14 protein-coding genes are annotated in these 16,101 nt (G+C 51.4%); 13 read left to right on the forward strand and 1 reads right to left on the reverse strand.

Annotation, left to right across the window (positions count from 1 at the left end; translation table 11 throughout):
- Positions 1 to 118: 118 nt before the first annotated feature.
- The 8 genes from APA10_RS02025 to APA10_RS02060 all read left to right on the forward strand — a co-directional run bounded on the left by APA10_RS02025 (position 119) and on the right by APA10_RS02060 (position 7,783).
- The gene (locus APA10_RS02025) at positions 119 to 487 is read left to right on the forward strand and encodes an NADH:ubiquinone oxidoreductase subunit NDUFA12 (protein ID WP_003629216.1); all 369 of its coding nucleotides are present in this window, start codon (positions 119 to 121) and stop codon (positions 485 to 487) included.
- A 48-nt stretch (positions 488 to 535) separates the two neighbouring features.
- Complete coding sequence (gene mlaD, locus APA10_RS02030; RefSeq protein WP_003624817.1) at positions 536 to 1,081, forward strand: outer membrane lipid asymmetry maintenance protein MlaD; 546 nt, start codon at positions 536 to 538, stop codon at positions 1,079 to 1,081.
- 50 nt (positions 1,082 to 1,131) lie between these two features.
- Positions 1,132 to 1,353 carry a hypothetical protein gene (locus APA10_RS02035; protein WP_003629219.1) on the forward strand — a complete coding sequence of 74 codons (222 nt, stop codon included), beginning with the start codon at positions 1,132 to 1,134 and terminating at the stop codon, positions 1,351 to 1,353.
- Positions 1,350 to 1,937 (forward strand): DUF2155 domain-containing protein, encoded by a 588-nt coding sequence (locus tag APA10_RS02040; RefSeq protein ID WP_003629220.1) that lies wholly within the window; start codon positions 1,350 to 1,352, stop codon positions 1,935 to 1,937. The genes APA10_RS02035 and APA10_RS02040 overlap by 4 nt, the downstream gene beginning before the upstream one ends.
- Before the next feature lie 176 nt (positions 1,938 to 2,113).
- Positions 2,114 to 2,857, forward strand: a complete 744-nt coding sequence (otsB, locus tag APA10_RS02045; RefSeq protein WP_003624809.1) for a trehalose-phosphatase — start codon at positions 2,114 to 2,116, stop codon at positions 2,855 to 2,857.
- A gap of 3 nt (positions 2,858 to 2,860) precedes the next feature.
- On the forward strand, positions 2,861 to 4,207 hold the full coding sequence (locus APA10_RS02050) for an alpha,alpha-trehalose-phosphate synthase (UDP-forming) (RefSeq protein WP_003629221.1): 1,347 nt from the start codon (positions 2,861 to 2,863) through the stop codon (positions 4,205 to 4,207).
- Positions 4,204 to 4,719 carry a disulfide bond formation protein B gene (locus APA10_RS02055; RefSeq protein WP_035365754.1) on the forward strand — a complete coding sequence of 172 codons (516 nt, stop codon included), beginning with the start codon at positions 4,204 to 4,206 and terminating at the stop codon, positions 4,717 to 4,719. The genes APA10_RS02050 and APA10_RS02055 overlap by 4 nt, the downstream gene beginning before the upstream one ends.
- 106 nt (positions 4,720 to 4,825) lie before the next feature.
- A complete protein-coding gene (locus APA10_RS02060; protein WP_035365756.1) occupies positions 4,826 to 7,783 on the forward strand; it encodes a glycosyltransferase in 2,958 nt (985 codons plus the stop codon).
- A gap of 15 nt (positions 7,784 to 7,798) precedes the next feature.
- Here the strand turns inward: APA10_RS02060 and APA10_RS02065 are convergent, their stop codons facing one another.
- On the reverse strand, positions 7,799 to 8,296 hold the full coding sequence (locus APA10_RS02065) for an NUDIX hydrolase (protein WP_174714279.1): 498 nt from the start codon (positions 8,294 to 8,296) through the stop codon (positions 7,799 to 7,801).
- A 133-nt stretch (positions 8,297 to 8,429) separates the two neighbouring features.
- On the opposite strand from APA10_RS02065, the gene APA10_RS02070 reads away from it, so the two are divergent.
- The 5 genes from APA10_RS02070 to APA10_RS02090 all read left to right on the forward strand — a co-directional run bounded on the left by APA10_RS02070 (position 8,430) and on the right by APA10_RS02090 (position 15,889).
- Positions 8,430 to 9,413 (forward strand): aldo/keto reductase, encoded by a 984-nt coding sequence (locus APA10_RS02070; protein WP_003629225.1) that lies wholly within the window; start codon positions 8,430 to 8,432, stop codon positions 9,411 to 9,413.
- 111 nt (positions 9,414 to 9,524) lie between these two features.
- Positions 9,525 to 9,977, forward strand: coding sequence for a hypothetical protein (locus tag APA10_RS02075; protein WP_003629226.1), 453 nt, complete (start codon positions 9,525 to 9,527; stop codon positions 9,975 to 9,977).
- A 69-nt stretch (positions 9,978 to 10,046) separates the two neighbouring features.
- Complete coding sequence (gene uvrB / locus APA10_RS02080; protein WP_003629227.1) at positions 10,047 to 12,293, forward strand: excinuclease ABC subunit UvrB; 2,247 nt, start codon at positions 10,047 to 10,049, stop codon at positions 12,291 to 12,293.
- 143 nt (positions 12,294 to 12,436) lie between these two features.
- Positions 12,437 to 13,102 carry a 2OG-Fe(II) oxygenase family protein gene (locus tag APA10_RS02085; RefSeq protein ID WP_003624793.1) on the forward strand — a complete coding sequence of 222 codons (666 nt, stop codon included), beginning with the start codon at positions 12,437 to 12,439 and terminating at the stop codon, positions 13,100 to 13,102.
- A 42-nt stretch (positions 13,103 to 13,144) separates the two neighbouring features.
- Entirely contained in the window at positions 13,145 to 15,889 is a 2,745-nt protein-coding gene (locus APA10_RS02090; RefSeq protein ID WP_003629228.1) for a M16 family metallopeptidase, read from the forward strand.
- Positions 15,890 to 16,101: the final 212 nt, after the last annotated feature.

The following is a 16,101-nucleotide window of genomic DNA, read 5'->3' on the forward strand; positions in this document are numbered from 1 at the left end:
GATAACTTTTTGTGAAGTTGCGTTTCCTGCCCAAATACCGCTTGCTCGAGCGCAGTTGATCGAAAGCGCGTGCATATTTCATGGACCGGGCATGGCGCGGAGTCCTATCATCCACAACATGGCAAACTTTGGAACATGGCTGCATACGCGCCGGAAGGGGCGGCTGGTTGGCAAGGATGCCGATGGCCGCTGCTATTACGAATCAACAGGCCCGGCCCGTCAGGGTGGCGGGATGGAACGTCCCGAACGCTGGGTGATCTACCTGAAAGGGGAGGACCCTTCTGCCGTGCCGCCAGAATGGTGGGGGTGGCTGCACCACACGCTGGATGCGCCTATTCCGGCAGAAGAACGCAAGCCGTGGCAGCTTCCGCATAAGCCAAATATGACAGGCACGGCACAAGCTTACAGGCCAGCGGGAAGCCTGTATTCTACCGGCCAGCACCCTCCCGCAACGGGAGATTACGAAGCATGGACACCTGATGCGTGATCTGCTGCGCATTTCCTGCTAAACCGAACAGGCAATACAGGGAGTGCGATGCGGCTTATGGCTTCAGCAATGGCAGAAAAATCTCGGCGTAGTCTTACAGAACTGCTTACAGGCACTTTTGTGTTGGTGGCTATTGGCGGCATGCTGGTGGCTGCCGTGGTGGGCGAAGGCCGCAAGACAGACACAACCGGTTACCAGCTTAATGCTGATTTCACGCACATAGATGGGCTGGATATTGGCTCTGACGTGCGGCTGGCAGGCGTGACAGTCGGGCAGGTGGTGCGTGAAACGGTAGACCCACACACCTTTAAGGCGCATGTCACTTTCACTGTGCGCCCCGATATTCATCTTTCAGATGATACGGCAGCCATTATCACCAGTGATAGCCTGCTGGGCGGCAAGTATATTGCCCTCTCCCCCGGAGGGGATGACAAAACCCTCAAACCCGGTGAGACAGTTGGGCAGACACAGGGCTCCATCAGTCTGGAGCAGTTGCTCAGCAAATTCATTTTCTCGGTTACGGATACCCTCACACGTGCCAACAAGGCAGCACCGGCAAATGGTGGTGGCACGGGCGGGAATGATCTGCCCTGAAACAGACATAAAAATCCGTTAATTCAAGATTGAAGCCGGGAAACAACAGCATGGAAAAGCCACGCGTCTGGCCGCAGGATGATGGAGACCCCATAACCTGCCATGAAAAACTGCGTGTTTTGGAAGAAAACTGGCAGGAAGTGCTGGATATTATGCGCGATGCATTTGAGGATGCCATGCTGATGGGGGTGAGTGAACAGTTTATGCGGGCGCGTTTGAAAGATATGGTTGATAGCCTTGCTTCTCCTAAAAACGGAGGGCAAGTGGCATGAAGCGCGCAACTTCTAAAGCTGTAGCCTGCGGGGCCATTCTGGCCGCAATGCCTTTGCTGGCACATGCTGCGGGTACCGCTCTGGCACCTCCGGCAGTGTATGCGCCAGATACGTGGCAAGGTAAAAATACGGCTGTAGTGCGTGTGCTGGACAAGCTGGATGCCCATGTAGAGGTTCTTTCTGTGCCAGTCGGCACAACGGCACATTATAAAAGTTTGGACATTACCCCCTCACGTTGTTTGCAACGTCCGCCAACACTTTCTCCCGATGCGGCTGCATGGCTGGCTTTGCAGGATAAACACCCCAACGGAGCCACCTTTCAGGGCTGGATGCTGGCGGCAGAACCTACATTGGGCGTATTTGAAAGCCCGGTTTACGACGTGCGTATGGTGCGGTGTGAGGGCGAGGACACACAGCCTATGTTGCCCCCATTGCCTAAACCTATTGCACCTGCTGCGCCGCCCACATCTGGTTCGGATGCAACTCCGGCCCCTGTGGAGGATAATTCATCTTCCAACCATGCAGGCAATCCCGATATTCCCGATGCCATACCAGACAAGCAAGAAACCGGTGGCGTTTATTAGCGTTGGGTAAGGAACCGTTTCAGTTTTGTGCCGGTTCCGCGCGGCAGGTCTGTAAGATCGGTGGTTGTCGAAGCAGGGGGTGTTCGGCAACGTGTTAAAATATCGTGGTCTGGCTGCAAGTGCCTAGCAGTCTTGTCATCAGGGCCAGCCATCACAACAAGAATTGAGGTGCAAACGTGCTAGGTTCTCTCGGTGCGCAGGATTTCCGTTTTCATCTACCCCCGTTGAATGAAACTGCCTTTCTGCTCGATTTTGACGGTACTCTGGTTGATATTGCTCCCACACCAGAATCTGTTGTGGTGCCAAATGGGCTTCTTGATAGCCTGCGCCGCCTGCGTGAAGCATGTGGGGATGCTTTGGCCGTTGTTTCTGGCCGCCCGATTGATCAGATCGATCATTTTCTGGGTGATGTGCCTTTTGCCGTTGCGGGTGAGCACGGGGTGGCTATCCGGCATCGCCCCGGTGGCCCTATTGAACGCGCAGCATTGCCTACCCTCCCGCCTGAATGGCTGGCTCAAGCGCGGGATCTGCTGGCAACACTGCCGGGCACACGCTTAGAGCATAAAGAAGGCGGTTTTGTTCTGCATTATCGTGCCGCACCAGAAGCTGCGGAAACGTTGCGTCAGGCAGCGGATGAATGGGTTAAGCAATCTCAAGGCGCATTCTTGCTTTTGCCAGCCAAAATGGCGTGGGAAATTCGCCCGGCCGGAATTGATAAAGGCTATGCGGTCTCCCTGTTAATGGAAAGCCCTCCCTTTACGGGCAGAAAGCCTGTGTTTGTAGGGGATGACGTAACGGATGAAGATGCCATAGCTGCCGTACGCAGAATGGGTGGCGTGGGGTTGCGTATTCCAACTGATTTTCCAACCCCTTCCATTTTTCGGGCCTGGCTGGCCTCTCTTACAGGCGGGAGCCGGTAAGGGATGGGGCGTCTTGTTATTGTTTCCAATCGCGTTCCGGCTGTGCGCGATCGTGCTCAACCTGCTGGAGGGTTGGCTGTTGCCCTGCGTGATGCCGTGCAAGGGCAGGAATGTTTGTGGTTTGGATGGTCTGGGCAACAAATTCCAGATGATGAAGGGGAAGATCGGCGCGTTAGCATAGACACGGTGGATAATGTAACCTACGCCACCGTGGATCTGACTAAATCCGAGTATAATGGATTTTACGAAGGATATTCCAACGGAATCCTCTGGCCTCTTTGCCATTATCGTGCCGGGTTAATGAATTATAGTCGGCAGGATAGACACACATACCATGCCGTAAACACCATGTTTGCGCAGAAACTTGCCCCCTTATTGAAATCTGATGATTTGGTATGGGTGCATGATTACCATCTATTCCCACTTGGGCTTGCGCTGCGTGAATTAGGCATAAAATGCCGTATCGGCTTTTTCCTGCACATTCCGTTCCCACCATGGAGCCTGATGCGGGCTTTGCCGGGGGCAGAAAAACTCATGCGGTCTTTGCGTGCCTATGATGTGATGGGTGTGCAGACAGAAGATGATGCTCGCAACGTCAACGAAGGTTTCTCCGTTGTAGGTGTGCCTGCGCAGGCACGTGTGTTCCCTATTGGAATAGATCCCGAAAGTTTTCAGCAACAGGCCTCTTCCGGATTAGATAACCCGGAGGTGCAGAAGCTTGAAAAAAGCTTGCGTGGCCTGCCGTTGATTATTGGCGTGGACCGTATGGATTATTCCAAGGGACTGCCGGAGCGTTTTCGGGCTTACGAAGTGTTCTTGCGTAAATATCCGGAATATCGCGGTAAGGTTATTTATCTGCAAATTACTCCGGTTTCTCGCGGCAGTGTGCCAGAATACAAGGTGCTGCGCGAGGAACTGGATGGCGTGGTTGGCCATATTAACGGCACGTATGGAGATTTTGACTGGGTTCCTATCCGTTACCTTACGCACCCTGTCCCGCGTGAACTGCTGGCTCCGTTTTTCCGCCTTTCTCGCGCAGCGTTGGTGACCCCCTTGCGGGATGGGATGAATCTGGTTGCTAAGGAATACGTGGCAGCCCAGGATAAAGAAGACCCCGGCGTGCTTATTCTTTCCCGTTTTGCTGGTGCTGCGCCAGAAATGGAAGATGCGCTTTTGGTAAACCCGCATGATGCAGATGAAGTGGCGGATGCCTTGCATAAATCACTCAGCATGTCTCTTTCAGAAAGACAGGTAAGGTGGAAGCGGCTGCAGCCAGATGTCTGGCGCGTTACGGCTGGCAGTTGGGCGCGTTCCTTTATTACGGCATTGGCAGAGGTACGGTCTGAATGAAGGGGAGCCACCCATCTCGGCCGTTGGCGCTATTTTTGGTAGGTGCAGCGTTATTGGCGCTGGGCGTGGTGTGGTACACCCAGCATGTTTTGCAAATTATGCCGTGCGAATTGTGCCTGTGGGAGCGGTGGCCGTGGCGCTTGCTGCTGGGTACAGCCATTGTGGCTGCTGTGCTGCCAGATAAGGTGGCACGCCAGCTTTTGTGGTTAACGGTGCCTTTTATGGTGGCAGATATCGGGCTTGCCATCTGCCATGTAGGGGTGGAGTGGCAATGGTGGCCAAGTCCGCTGCCAGCGTGCCATGCGCCCCATATATCCGGGCATACCATGGCAGAGCGTCTGGCCTCCATGCCGCTGCTGCCTTCTAAACCCTGTGATGCGGGCACGTATCTGGTGCCGGGGGTTCCGCTTTCCATGGCGGCAATGGGCGGTCTGTATGCGGCTGCTGTGTTATGGGTGTTTATGGTTTGGCGTAAAAAGTTGGAACGTGTAACGCGCCGTATTTTTCATTAAATATTATATTTCAAATGTTAGGTTTTTATTGTTGAAGGCGTAGTCACTTCGTTGCCGTATTGTAGCGGTTGAAGCACTGCGTATAAATCTTATACTGTGTGCCTGAATGAAATGTCAGGATATCTCTATGTCTTTAAGCGGTCATATTAAAAAAATCGATTGGAGCGTATTTGACGCAACATGGTACGCAGAAAAATATGGGGATGTTCTGAATTTTCTGGGTATTGCGGGCACAGAAGCATTAGAAGAATTTTATAGGGAAAAGGGGCCAGCGCTCCGTCATTCGCCCAACCCATATTTTGATGAGGATTGGTATCTGCGGCGTTACCCTGCGGTTGCCAATGCTGTGGAAAAAGGCGAATGGAAATCTGGGTTTGACCATTATTGCCAAACGGGATTTTCTTCTCACAATCCGCATTGGCTTTTTGATCGTGAATTTTATTTCAAGCAGCATCCAAATCTTCAGCCTAATGTATTGGAAGAAGCAGGATTCCGGAATTTCTATGATCATTACCTCAATGTAGGTGATGAGCAGTTTTTAACGGGATCATGGTTTTTCAACCCAACAGCGTATCTTAAAAGTGGCCATGCACGGATTGAAGGTTTGGGCGCATTTGCGCAATGCGTAAGTAACGTGCAGCCTGAGCAGGGATATGGTCAGCGCCTGTCTTGGTATTTTGATCCTGAATGGTACCTGCAAACCTATCCGCATGTCAGGAAGGAGCTGGATTCAGGGCGCTGGCTCTCGGCTTTGCACCATTATCTGTGTAATGCCACTCCAACCGATTACAACCCGAACGCATATTTCTCGGAAGAGTTTTACGGCAGCGTGAATCATGACGTAAGTGGTGCGGTTGAAAGCGGAAACTTCCGTAATTTTTATGAACATTTTTTGCGCTATGGTGTGCATGAACTGCGCAAACCGAGTGCCAATGTTGATCTTGAATCCTATTATCGTAATGCGGTTGTGCAAAAGGAAGTTACCCGTGGTGATTTCCCGGATGCATTCGCGCATTATCTTGCGCATGGCGGCAGGTTGGAAGATGATGTGGAAGGGCTTAAGGAAAGTGAAGCTCTTTCCAAAAAACTCTACCATGAAATGTGTCAGATCCGGTTGCCGGTTCTTTTGAACCAGACACTGGATTTTACATATGATGTGCCAGATTTAAGCGTTATTATTGTAGCACATAATCTGTTTGCGATGACCATGAGCGCATTGGCATCGTTACGTGCCAATTATAATGGCCAAATGCAGGTTATTGTGGTGGATTCCGGCTCTACCGATAGTGTGCGCCATATTGAACGTTATGTGCGCGGGTTGGATGTTGTGCGTTTTCCCGGCAATGTTGGGTTCCTGCTGGGCTGTAATGCTGCATTGGAAAAAGTGCGTGGGCCGTTCACGCTTTATCTGAACAATGATACAGAACTGATGCCCGAAGCCGTTGGTAATGCTTTGGCACGGTTACGGCATGAAATAAAAATAGGAGCCGTGGGTGGCAAGCTTGTGCGCACCAATGGCCTCTTGCAAGAAGCGGGTAGCATTGTCTGGCGTGATGGATCGGTATGCGGTTATCTGCGCGATCAGCGCCCGGATGTGCCAGAAGCCAATTTTGTAAGATCTGTAGATTATTGTGCCGGTGCATTCCTGATGGTGCGCACATCTTTGCTCCGCAAGTTGGGCGGATTTGATACAGATTATGCTCCAGCGTATTTTGAAGAAACAGATCTGTGCGTGCGTATTCATGAAGCCGGGTTTGATGTGGTGTATGATCCCGCGGTGGTGGTCGTGCATTATGAGTATGGGACATCCAGCTTCATGAGTGGTGGCTCCATGATAGCGCGCAATCAGGATGTGTTCCGCCGCAAGCACACGGCATATTTGCGCCAGAAAAGCCTGAACAACCCAAGAATGCTGACAAAGGCGCGTTTTAGTAAGCAGGATCAGAAACGCATTTTATTTATTGAAGACAGATTGCCTTATCGGTTTTTGGGGTCTGGCTTTACACGTTCGAACGATATCGTGCGCAGCATGATTGCTGCTGGATGCCAGGTAACGGTGTATCCGGTATTCAGGCCAACAGAATCTCAGGAAGATATCTGCATGGCTTTTCCCGATCGGGCAGAGGTGATTTGGGATCGGGAACTGCCAGAACTGGAAGATTTTATTAAGTCCCGCGCTGGGTATTATGATGCTATCTGGATTGCACGTACGCATAATGCAGACCGTCTGGCCCCGGTGCTGATGGATTGTGCGGATGCCCTAACAGGCACAATGGTGATTATAGATACCGAAGCTGTATCAGCGCCGCGTGAGCACCGTAAAATGGAATTGCGTGGGCAGACGCCAGAAAAAACGGTGGATGATCTTCTGAAGCATGAATTCAGACATCTGTTTATGGCTGAAAAAATCATTGCAGTGAACAGCAAGGATTCCAAAGTTCTTAATGCGCATGGTTTTTCGAATGTTCATGTTCTTGGCCATTTGCAAAATGTCTCAACGTGGTCTCCCGGGTGGGAAGAGCGTCGGAATATTCTCTTTTTAGGGGCCATGCATGATCAGGATTCACCTAATGTGGATTCCCTTGCATGGTTTAGTGGAGAAGTGCTGCCATTACTGGATGGCCGTTTGCCAGAAGACGTTAAATTTACAGTATGTGGTTATGTAAACCCGCGTGTTGATCTGACACCCCTCATTAATAACCCACGTATTGTGGTAACGGGGCGGGTAGAGGATGTAACGCCTGTTTATAACAGCCACCGGGTATTTGTGGCACCAACCCGGTATGCGGGGGGGATACCCTACAAACTGCACGAAGCCGCAGCACATGGCATTCCCATTGTGGCAACGGATATCTTGTGCGAGCAGGTTGGATGGGTGCCGGGTGAAGATATGCTGTGCGCCAGTGTCTCAGACGCACAAGGTTTTGCAGATGCCATTGTCCGTTTGTATGAGGGCAAGGAACTGTGGGAAAAAGTGCACGTGCGTGAACTCAAGCGAATTTCTACAGAAAATACGCAAGAGAATTATGTGAAGACAATAAAGGAAATTTTAGAAATTTCCTAAAATACTCTCTGCACGTCAGATAAGGTGAGTGGGATCTTCCATTTTCAGAATCTGACGTGCCAGACTATGCAGCCGTGCGCTGGCACGCGCCCCCAATGTGCTGATTTCCTGATAGGAAAACCAGCATGCCTCCAAGGCATCATCACCAGCCTGTACCGGGTTCTGGGTGTGTTCGTGCTCTTCACATCTTACAGCAAGGATAATGTAATGGAACGCCAGCTTTCCATTGGTGTCATAATGCAAGCTGTCAAATGCATCTATTACAGAAGTTGCTTTTGCAGGTAAGGATGTTTCTTCTAACAGTTCACGTTCTGCAGCATGGAAAATTGTTTCTCCCGGTTCAATCCGTCCTCCCGGAAAACCCCATAGCCCGGCATCTGGCGCATTGGCACGGCGGACAAGCAAAAAATTATTTTGCCTGCGTACAATAGCAAGAACACCGGAGCGGGGGAGGCAGGAATGGCATGATGTTTTCATGATCGGGAAGTGTAGAAGGTCATGAATACTGGTCAACCCTTATCTGCGTAAAAGGGATTTGGTTGTTTTTTCCCTTTGCCCCAATGCAGAAAATGCGTGTTAAATAAAGCCATAACCGTGTGGATGTTGCGCACGGAAAATACAAACCAGCTATCAAGGAGCGCATCTTATGTCGGCAGATACAATTGCCATTCCGGGTATAGCCAAACCTGCTTCCCGCATTGCGCTAGGCACGTGGGCCATTGGTGGTTCCATGTGGGGCGGCGCAGATGATGTAAACGCCAGCAAGACGATAGATGAAGCTCTGGAGCTTGGTATCAACATGATTGATACAGCACCAGTCTATGGATTTGGGCATTCTGAAGAAGTTATCGGCAAGGCGTTGGAAGGCCGGCGTGGCCGCGTTATTCTGGCTACCAAGGTTGGGCTGAACTGGCAGGATGGCAAGGTTTTCAGAGATAGTCGGCCCGCACGGATTGAAGAAGAAGTTGAAAAGTCTTTAAGCCGTCTGCGCACAGATTATATTGATCTGTATCAAGTACATTGGCCCGATACGCGTACGCCGTTTGAAGAAACAGCTCGTGCTCTGGAAAATCTGGTAAAAAGCGGCAAGGTTAAAGCCTTGGGGTTGAGCAACTTCTCACCCGCACAGATGGATGAATTCCGCAAGTTTGCTCCTGTTTCTGCCGTGCAGCCGCCATACAACCTGTTTGAGCGTGAAATTGAGCGCGATGTGCTGCCATATGCAGAAAAGAACAATCTGGTTGTGCTGGCTTATGGCCCGCTGTGCCGTGGCCTGCTTTCTGGCCGTATGACGGCAGACCGGAAGTTTGAAGGGGATGATCTGCGCAAAACAGACCCCAAATTTCAGCAACCGCGTTTTGGTCAGTATTTGCAGGCGGTGGAAGATCTTAAAGCCATTGCCAACAAGTATGGCAAAAGCATGCTGGCATTGGCTATTCGCTGGGTGCTGGACCGTGGACCGACAATTGCGTTGTGGGGTGCGCGTAAGCCAGAACAGATTGCAGGCGTGGATGATGCTTTTGGCTGGAAGCTGGATGCAGAAGACATGAAAGCTATTGATGCCATCTTGGCCAAGGATATCAAAGATCCGGTAGGGCCAGAGTTTATGGCACCGCCATTGCGGGCTTAATCTGGCGTAACAGGCGCAGGGCTGGCTTTTCTAGCCCTGTTCTTGCCGCAAGGCTGGCGGTGGCCCATACGCATTGACTCAGATGCGGCTTTTTTCGCACTCTGTTACGTTATGAAAGAGCCGCATCCTCCTTATCAGGTTGAACCTGAGCAGGCGACAGTCTGTATGTTTCCGCTCCAACAGTTGTTGGGGCGTGCAGAGGCTGCGGAATATTTGGGTATTCCGGCCCGAAGGCTCAGATTTCTCGAAATATTTGGGGGTGGGCCTAAAAAGGTTTCCCATCGGGGTGGAGCTATCCAGTTTCGTAAAGAAGATCTGGATCAGTACAGTGCCCAGCAGTTTAGCCGTGCCGGGTTAGGGGTAGATGCGCTCTCCCGTTATCGCAGCATGCGGGCATTGGCTGATTATAAAGGGCTTGATCCGTTTATGGATATGGCCAGCCGGGATGAGCTTTCTCAGGCATGCACCTATATTGGCGGGCGTGTTGGCATCGGGCTAGGGCTGGTGGTGATTGTGCTTTCCCATACCCCGCTATCCCGTATCCTGTTTCATGTGGTACGTTAGGTCTGTTTTGTCGGGGTCTGTACGCTTTCATATCTTGCGCAAGGGGCTGCGGCAGCCCATGTTTGGGCAATGGCTTCCAAAACTTCTTCTTCTGCGGCACGTGGCAAAAAGCGCCCTTCATTAAGCGAGCGTGCAGCCAGTCTCCCCCCAGTTCTGTTCGAGCCGGAAAAGCAGGCTCCGCGCCCACGCCTTAAGCGTATGGAAGTGGTGTCCGAATACGAACCGGCAGGTGATCAGCCGCAAGCTATTAGTGAACTGGTGGCAGGCGTGGAAGCTGGAGAGCGTGATCAGGTTCTGCTGGGTGTTACGGGTTCTGGTAAAACCTTTTCCATGGCTAAGATTATTGAGGCCACGCAAAAGCCAACACTTATTTTAGCACCCAACAAAACATTGGCAGCCCAGCTTTATGGGGAAATGAAGCAGTTTTTCCCCAATAACGCTGTGGAATACTTTGTCAGTTATTACGATTACTATCAGCCAGAAGCCTATGTGCCACGTTCTGATACGTATATTGAAAAAGACAGCCAGATAAACGAACAAATCGACCGTATGCGCCATGCCGCCACACAGGCGCTGCTGGAACGGAACGATGTGATTATCGTGGCTTCTGTGTCCTGCATTTACGGTATCGGGTCTGTAGAAACCTATTCCCGCATGGTGGTGAAGCTGGAACTGGGCGGAGAGATTGACCGGGACAAGCTGATAAAAAGCCTTGTTGAACTCCAGTACCGTCGGAACGATGCTGCGTTTGCGCGTGGCACCTTCCGTGTCCGGGGTGAAACAATAGATATTTTTCCTGTGCAGAATGAGGACAGAGCCTGGCGTGTTTCCCTGTTTGGGGATGAAGTTGACGGGCTTATAGAGTTTGACCCGCTAACGGGTGAAAAAACGGCTGATCTGCAGGAAATTACCGTTTACGCAAACAGCCATTACGTGACCCCACGCCCTACGTTGAATCAGGCCATCAAAGGCATCAAGCAGGAGCTGCGCGAACAGCTTGATGTGTTTACAAAGGCTGGCAAGCTGCTGGAAGCAGAACGGCTGGACCAACGCACCACCTTTGATCTGGAAATGCTGGAAACAACAGGTGTGTGTAAGGGGATTGAAAACTATTCCCGCTATCTCTCTGGCCGCAAACCGGGTGACCCACCGCCAACCCTGTTTGAATATCTGCCAGAAGATGCGCTGTTGATTGTAGATGAAAGCCACGTAACCGTGCCGCAGATTGGTGGTATGGAACGAGGAGACCACGCGCGTAAATCTGTGTTGGCGGAGTTTGGCTTTCGGCTTCCTTCCTGTCTGGATAACCGGCCTTTGAATTTTGCGGAGTGGGATAAGTTTCGCCCTCAAAGCCTTTTTGTAAGTGCTACGCCCGGCCCGTGGGAAATGGAACGCACAGGCGGTGTGTTTGCTGAACAGGTTATTCGCCCAACCGGGTTGGTGGACCCGATCACCATTATTCGGCCTGTTGAGCATCAGGTAGATGACCTGCTGGCAGAATGCCGCGCCACCATTGGCAAGGGTGGACGTGTGTTGGTGACAACGCTGACCAAACGCATGGCGGAAGATTTAACCGATTACATGAACGAAGCCGGTATTCGGGTAAGATATCTGCATTCCGATGTAGATACACTGGAACGCATAGAAATTATCCGAGACCTGCGCATGGGCGCGTTTGATGTGCTCATTGGTATTAACCTGTTGCGAGAAGGTTTGGATATTCCAGAATGTTCGCTGGTAGCTATTCTGGATGCAGATAAGGAAGGCTTCCTGCGTTCACGCACATCTCTTATCCAGACTATTGGCCGTGCGGCCCGAAATGTAGAGGGTCGGGTTCTGCTTTACGCAGATAAAATGACGGATTCTCTGACATACGCCGTAGAGGAAACAGCTCGCAGGCGTGAAAAACAGATAGCGTGGAACACAGAGCACGGTATTACGCCGCAAAGCGTGCGCAAGAATATCAGCGATATTGTATCTTCTGTGTTCGAGCAGGATTACGTTACCATCGCGCCGGATGAAGATACCGGTGTTGCTGAGTTTGTGGGGCAGGATCTGGGTACCGCTATTGCCGGGTTGGAAAAGCGCATGCGTTCTGCCGCAGCGGAGCTGGAGTTTGAAACGGCGGCTCGTCTACGAGATGAAATTCAGCGGCTGGAAGCCTTGCAGCTTGGGTTGGAACCGCCACCGGTAGCGGCTTCAACCGCAGGAAAGGCGCAAACAAGTGGGCGTAAACCCAAAAAGGATAAGGTGCCACGGCCATTAGGCCCAGGTGGCGGTGGATATGATCCGGCTGCCAGACGGAAAAAGAGGTAACCTGAAGGCAATACGGTAGGTATCGGCCAAAAATATAGCGAAAAAGCAGAGAAACACGGTGTGCGTTCTGGCAGGCCTTGTTTCTGCCGCTTATCCCTTCTACCGTCCGCATAGCAAACCCTCATTTGTGCGGACACTACGGCATGACAACGTCAGATACTTTTATCCAGCCGGATTATACAGCACTGGAGCAGGCGTCTGTTATGCCTGATCCTTTCCCGCATGTGGTGGTGCCGCATTTTATCCGTTCAGAAGATCTGGGGCGTTTGTTTGCGCATCGGCCGCATATTGTGTCTGGGGGGTCTTTCCCGCCAGAGTCCTTGCAGCTTTCTCCCCTTATGGAACATCTGGTGGAAGAACTGGAAGGGCCACGGCTAAAGGCGATTGTAGCGGAAAAATTTCATCTCAATCTTGAACACGCGCCGTCCATGCTTACCATTCGTGGGCGCACGCGTGAAAAAGATGGGCGTATCCATACAGATTCATTAGCCAAACGCGTAACCATTTTGTTGTACCTCAATCCATCAGGGGTGGGTGAAGCATGGGAGCGGCAGGAAGGGTGTTTGCGCCTTTTGCGCGGCCCGCATGATATTGAGGATTACGCCAAGGAAGTGCCGCCTGTAGATGGCACTTTGCTGATTTTCCCCAACGGCCCAACCACATGGCATGGGCATAAACAGTTTGTGGGGCAGCGCTACACCATCCAGTTAAATTACATGACAGAAGATGCACGTGCCCGGTCTGAACTCCGGCGGCATAAACTTTCTGCCTTGGTTAAAAAGTTGCCTTTGCCTGCTTTGGGGCAGTAACTTCCCTTTTTTGATCTGTTTCTGCATGAACAGGAAGCCTGAATGATTTTCCGCAAGCCTTCTGCTGCCCGTACACGCTTTTCACTGCTGGCCATAACGCTGGCCCTGTTGGGGGGAACGGCTCTTTCCCCCACATTGGCGCATGCTCAGGATGCTGCGCCGGGTATGCCATCTGCGCTTGTGCCCCCCAGCCTGAGCAGTGCGCAGGTTGTGCGTGCAACGCTTCCGAATGGCCTCAAGGTTGTAATTGTCCCTAACAGGTTGGCACCGGTTGTCACCACGGAAATCAACTATCTGGTTGGCTCGGCAGAAGTGCCAGAAGGCTTTCCCGGCACGGCACATGCGCTGGAACATATGATGTTCCGTGGCAGCAAGGGGTTGGATAAGGATCAGCTTGCAGCTATCGGCACGCGCTTGGGCGGCAGTTATAATGCAGATACAACAGAAGATGTAACGCAGTATTTCTATACAGCACAGGCGCAGGATTTGCCTGTTTTGCTGAAAATTGAAGCCCTACGCATGAACGGCTTAACCCTGTCTGAAGCAGATTGGGAAAAAGAGCGCGGCGCGATTGAGCAGGAAGTTGCACGTGATCTTTCCAGCCCGGCTTATCGCTATCTGGAACAACTGCAGGGTATTCTGTTTGCAGGCACGCCTTACGAACACGATGCACTGGGCACGCGGCCTTCCTTTGATAAAACCACCGCCGCTGATCTGAGAGATTTTTATCAGAAGTGGTATGGCCCCAACAATGCCGTGCTGGTTATTGTGGGTGACATTAACCCGGTTTCTACCTTGCAGTTGGTGCAGGATACGTTTGCCGATATCCCGCGGAAGGATCTGCCGCAGCGCCACAAGGTAACTCCGGTGGCACCGCCTGCCAAAACGCTTACGCTTTCCACAGATTATCCGGTTGGGTTTGCAACGCTTGCATTCCCTATGGCGGGCAGCTCTTCATCAGATTTCGCAACGGCGGATATTCTGTCAGATGTGCTCTCCAGCCAGCGTGGTGCTCTGTATGATCTGGTGCCACAGGGCAAGGCATTGTACGCAGGGTTTGAATACGCTCCCAAAAAAGAAGCTGGTTTTGGCTTGGCGCTTGCTGCTTTTCCCAAAGGAGCAGATGCTTCTGGCCCCATGAACGCCATGAAGGCTGTGCTGGAAAAAATCCGCAAGGAAGGCGTGCCAGCAGAATTGGTTGAAGCCGCAAAGCAGAAAGAAATTGCTCAGCTTCAGTTTTCTGCCAACTCTGTAAGTGGTCTGGCATCTATCTGGTCTAATGCACTGGCATTCCAGAATCTGGATAGCCCGGGAGATCTGGTCGCTGCTTATCAGGCTGTTACACCAAAGGCAGTGAATGATCTGGCTGCAAAGCTGCTTGATCCGACACATGCCGTATCTGCCATTCTTACCCCAGAAGCATCTGGCAAGGCTGTTTCTGGCAAAGGCTTTGGCGGGGCGGAATCTTTTGCAACAGCTCCGGATAAGCCGGTAAAACTGCCGCAATGGGCAGAAAAAGCTCTGGCCAAACTGGAAGAACCCAAACCTACACCGCAACCTGCGGTTAGCACTTTGTCTAACGGTATCAAGCTGATTGTCTGGCCATCTCATGTCAGCCACACCATTCAGCTTTCTGGCCAAATCCGTCAGACGCCAGAATTGCAGGAACCCAAGGGCAAGGAAGGTGTGCATAGCTTAACAGAGGCTCTGTTCTCCTACGGCACAACGCAGCATGATCGTCTGGCTTTCCAGAAAGCCCTGGATGATGTGCCTGCATGGGAAGATGCAGGGGGCAACTTCTCCCTACAGGTTCTTACACCTGATTTTGAAAAAGGCGTGAACCTGCTGTCAGAAAATGAATTGCATCCAGCATTCCCGGAAAAAGATTTTACGGTTGTACGCACACAATTGGCGCAGGCACAGGCTGGGGAACTGGTATCTCCCGGACATCTGTTTGATAAAGCGATTAAGGCCGCCATTCTGCCGGAAACAGATCCGACACAGCGTGATGCCACGCCTGAATCTATTATGAGCATAACCCGTGATGATGTTCTGCATTATTACCAAAGTGCATGGCGCCCGGATCTGACAACTATTGTTGTAACAGGCGATATCACACCAGAAAAAGCACAGGCTGTATTAGAAAAAGCATTTGGTAGCTGGAAAGCTGAAGGACCGGCACCTGATGTTAACCTGCCTACCGTACCGCTGAGCAAAACATCCCGTGCAACAGTGCCGGACAAAAGCAGCGTGCAGAATGATGTGGTGCTGGCAGAAACATTGGGCCTGACGGCACAAAACCCTGATCACTTCCTGCTGCAGTTGGGTAATGAAGTGCTTGGGGGCGGGCTGTTCTCCTCACGTCTGTATAGAGATATGCGGGTGAAGACAGGTTATGTTTATTCTGTAAGCAGTTCCTTTGATTGGGGGCGTACGCGCGGGGCCTATACGGTCAACTATGGTGCTGATCCGGATAAAGTTGGTAAAGCGCAGAGTGTTGTCATGAAAGACCTGAAGGCCATGCAGTCTGCACCGCCCACAGCAGAAGAACTTTCTTTGGCCAAAGCCTCACTCTTGCGGAGCTTGCCTCTTGCCAGAGCCAGCTTGAGCCGGATTGCCGCGCAGTATCTTTATTTGGAAGATCTGGATTTGCCGCTTGATAATGCAGATCGTGGGGCAAAAGCTTATTACAAGGCAACGGGAGCAGAAGTGCAGGCTGCATTCAAAAAATGGATCAGGCCGGATGATCTTGCTGTTGTTGTAAAAGGGCCTACGCCTACTTGGTAAGAAATGACATGTATTCGTAAAATTTTCATGAAGGGATTCTTCAAGTGCATTTTACGGATACATTGTAAATCATGTTTTTTGCTCGTATTTAGAAATTAAAAAGATTACGGGTGGGTTTGGTGTCAGTATTTTCTGGACAGAAAAATAATTATGCTTGTATTACGGCGTGTCGTCAGTTAAGCCCTGAGAGTGGCACGTGAGGGTTGTAGTTT

It is taken from the genome of Acetobacter pasteurianus subsp. pasteurianus LMG 1262 = NBRC 106471 (genome assembly GCF_000285275.1).
In the GTDB taxonomy this organism is placed as follows: domain Bacteria; phylum Pseudomonadota; class Alphaproteobacteria; order Acetobacterales; family Acetobacteraceae; genus Acetobacter; species Acetobacter pasteurianus.